At 62.4% G+C, this 2,896-nt stretch carries 3 protein-coding genes; 1 reads left to right on the top strand and 2 read right to left on the bottom strand.

Annotated elements, in window-relative coordinates; all coding sequences use genetic code 11:
- Together RMO18_RS15290 and RMO18_RS15285 are read right to left on the bottom strand one after the other, a co-directional pair.
- Positions 1-1,054: 30S ribosomal protein S1 (locus tag RMO18_RS15290; RefSeq protein WP_309667047.1), on the bottom strand; the 1,054-nt coding region annotated here is incomplete at its 3' end.
- A 224-nt stretch (positions 1,055-1,278) separates the two neighbouring features.
- The gene (locus tag RMO18_RS15285) at positions 1,279-1,872 is read right to left on the bottom strand and encodes a d(CMP) kinase (protein WP_309667045.1); all 594 of its coding nucleotides are present in this window, start codon (positions 1,870-1,872) and stop codon (positions 1,279-1,281) included.
- Positions 1,873-1,941: 69 nt separating this feature from the next.
- Here RMO18_RS15285 and RMO18_RS15280 point away from each other — a divergent pair.
- Positions 1,942-2,896 (top strand): B12-binding domain-containing radical SAM protein (locus RMO18_RS15280; RefSeq protein WP_309667043.1); only part of this gene is annotated, 955 nt, incomplete at its 3' end.

Below are 2,896 nucleotides of genomic sequence, written 5' to 3'. Positions count from 1 at the left end.
GGCCCAGGGACACGCGGCGCTTGGACGAGTCGATTTCCAGCACCATTACTTCGACTTCTTGCGAAGTGGAAACGATCTTGCCGGGATGGACGTTCTTCTTGGTCCAGGACATTTCGGACACATGGACCAGACCTTCGACGCCCGGCTCCAGCTCCACGAAGGCGCCGTAATCGGTGATGTTGGTCACGCGGCCTTTGTGGACCGTGCCGATGGCATACATCTTTTCAACGGCATCCCACGGATCGGACTGCAGCTGCTTCATGCCAAGGCTGATGCGGTGGGTTTCCTTGTTGATCTTGATGACCTGCACTTTGACAGTCTCACCAATGGCAAGGATTTCCGACGGGTGGTTGACGCGGCGCCAGGCCATGTCGGTGACGTGCAGCAGGCCGTCGACACCACCGAGGTCAACAAACGCACCGTATTCGGTGATGTTCTTGACCACGCCGTCGACCGTCTGACCTTCGGTCAGGTTGCCGATCACTTCGGCGCGCTGTTCGGCACGCGATTCTTCCAGGATCGCACGGCGCGAGACAACGATGTTGCCGCGACGACGGTCCATTTTCAGAATCTGGAACGGCTGCTTCATGCCCATCAGCGGGCCAGCATCCCGCACGGGACGCACATCGACCTGTGAGCCGGGCAGGAACGCCACCGCGCCGCCAAGATCGACCGTGAAGCCGCCTTTGACACGACCAAAGATCGCGCCGTCGACGCGGGTTTCGGAGGCGTAGGCTTTTTCCAGACGATCCCAGGCTTCTTCGCGGCGGGCCTTCTCGCGGCTGATCTGGGCTTCGCCACGGCTGTTCTCGACGCGGTCAAGGTAAACCTCGACTTCATCACCGATCTTGATGTCGGGCGTCGCTTCGCCGGGGTTGGCAAATTCTTTAAGGTCGATGCGGCCTTCCATCTTGTAGCCGACATCGATGATGGCCTGACCTGCCTCGATGGCGATCACGCGGCCTTTGACGACAGTGCCCTCTTCGGGCGTATCAATTTCAAAGCTTTCCTTCAGCAGGGCTTCGAAGTCTTCCATGGTTGCTTTAACGGACATATAGATCAGTTTCCTTTTCTCTTGTTTTCACTGGCCATGCGGTTGGCTCCGCCGGTCTTTGGGTTGGCCCTTTCAGAAAAATCTCTGACGCCCCAGTAAACCGGGCCGGTCGAGACTCCTGTCAGGATGCGCGGCCTATAGCGGGAACGAACCTTCAGGGCAAGCAAAACGCCACGCGCGCTGCGAAAACGCACCGCACCGGGAGAGCGGGCGTTGTCAGCGCGTCAGCCGATCTTTTGCGCCACGATGGCCACTGCCTGCGCCAGCGCCTCTTCCGGCGACAGCGCGCTGGTATCAAGCAGCACGGCATCATCCGCCGCGATCAGCGGCGCCACCTTGCGCCCCATGTCGCGGGCATCGCGTTCGATCACCTCGGACAGCACCTGCGCCTCATCACCGCCGACCTCCAGCCAGCGCCGATGCGCCCGCACTTCGGGGCTGGCGGTGATGTAGAACTTCACCTCGGCCTCGGGGCAGATGACAGTGCCGATGTCGCGCCCGTCCAGCACCGCGCCACCTTCGGCCCGCGCGAAGCTGTGCTGAAAATCGTTCAGTGCCGCGCGCACTGCAGGAAGGGCCGCGATCTTGGAGGCGGCCTGCCCGATCTTGGCCGTGCGCAGGCCGGGCCGCTCAAAATCAAGGGGCGTCAGCGCCTTGGCGGCGGTCACCGGGTCCATCCCGTCCATCGCCTTGCGCGCGGCTGCGCGATACAGAAGGCCGGTGTCCAGATAGGCAAAACCGAAATGCGCCGCAAGCGCACGGGCAAGGGTTCCCTTGCCCGCCGCCGCGGGGCCGTCGATGGCCACGGTAAACTTCATGCGCCTTGCTCCTTGGCATTGATTGCCCTGTCCCTTAGCCTGCAAGTGCCCCCCTGTCATCGGTGATTGATGCGCGTCGTCCTGATCAACCCGCCCCATACCGCCATCGGCAGCCGCGTTCCGGGCGAGCTGTTGCGCCCCTTGGGCCTTCTGGCGATCGGCGGTCCGCTGATAGATGCGGGATATCAGGTGTCCTTGATCAATGCCGATATTGCACCAATGGCGCTGCCGGACATCGTGCGCCAGCTTGTGCCCCTGCGCCCCGACGCGGTGCTGATCGGGCACAGCGGGTCAACCTCCGCGCACCCGACTGTCTGCGACCTTGCCGGCCTGATCCGGCGCGCCGTTCCTGCGGCAAAGATCATCTATGGTGGTGTGTTCCCAACCTATCATTGGCAAGACATACTGACCGACGTTCCTGAAATCGACATCATCGTGCGCGGTGAAGGCGAGGTCACTGCCCCGGCCCTGATCCATGCGCTTGCCGCCGGAACGGCGCTGCAAACAGTGCCCGGCATTGCCTTTCGCCTGCTTGGCCAGCCCCACGCCACCCGGCCGGCTTCCATGTTGCAAGACCTCGATTCCGCCCGTATCGGGTGGGAGCTGATCGATTTCGCCGCCCACAGCTATTGGGGTGGCAAGCGCGCTGTGGTTCTGCAGTTTTCGCGCGGCTGTCCGCATCTGTGCACCTACTGCGGACAGCGCGGGTTCTGGACCCAGTGGCGCCACCGCGACCCGGTAAAGTTCGCCGCTGAAATCGCCTGGCTGGTACGTGAACATGGCGTCGAACTGATCAACCTTGCGGATGAGAACCCAACCTCCTCGCGCCGTGCATGGAAAGCATTTCTTGAGGCGCTGATTGCCGAGCGCGTCAAAGTCACCCTCGTCGGCTCCACCCGCGCCGATGATATCGTGCGCGATGCCGCCATCCTGCCCCTGTATAAACAGGCCGGTTGCCTGCGCTTCCTCATGGGGCTGGAAGGCACGGATGAGGCGACGCTGACCACCATAAAGAAAGGCGGCT

The organism is Tabrizicola sp., from assembly GCF_031377265.1.
Lineage (GTDB): Bacteria > Pseudomonadota > Alphaproteobacteria > Rhodobacterales > Rhodobacteraceae > JAUYQR01.
Note: the sequence above shows the minus strand (reverse complement) of the source record. Positions and strands in the feature narration are given on the sequence as shown.

Excerpts from the sequence above, each read along its gene's own strand:
- RMO18_RS15285 (WP_309667045.1), bottom strand. The coding sequence starts at position 1,872 with ATGAAGTTTACCGTGGCCATCGACGGCCCCGCGGCGGCGGGCAAGGGA.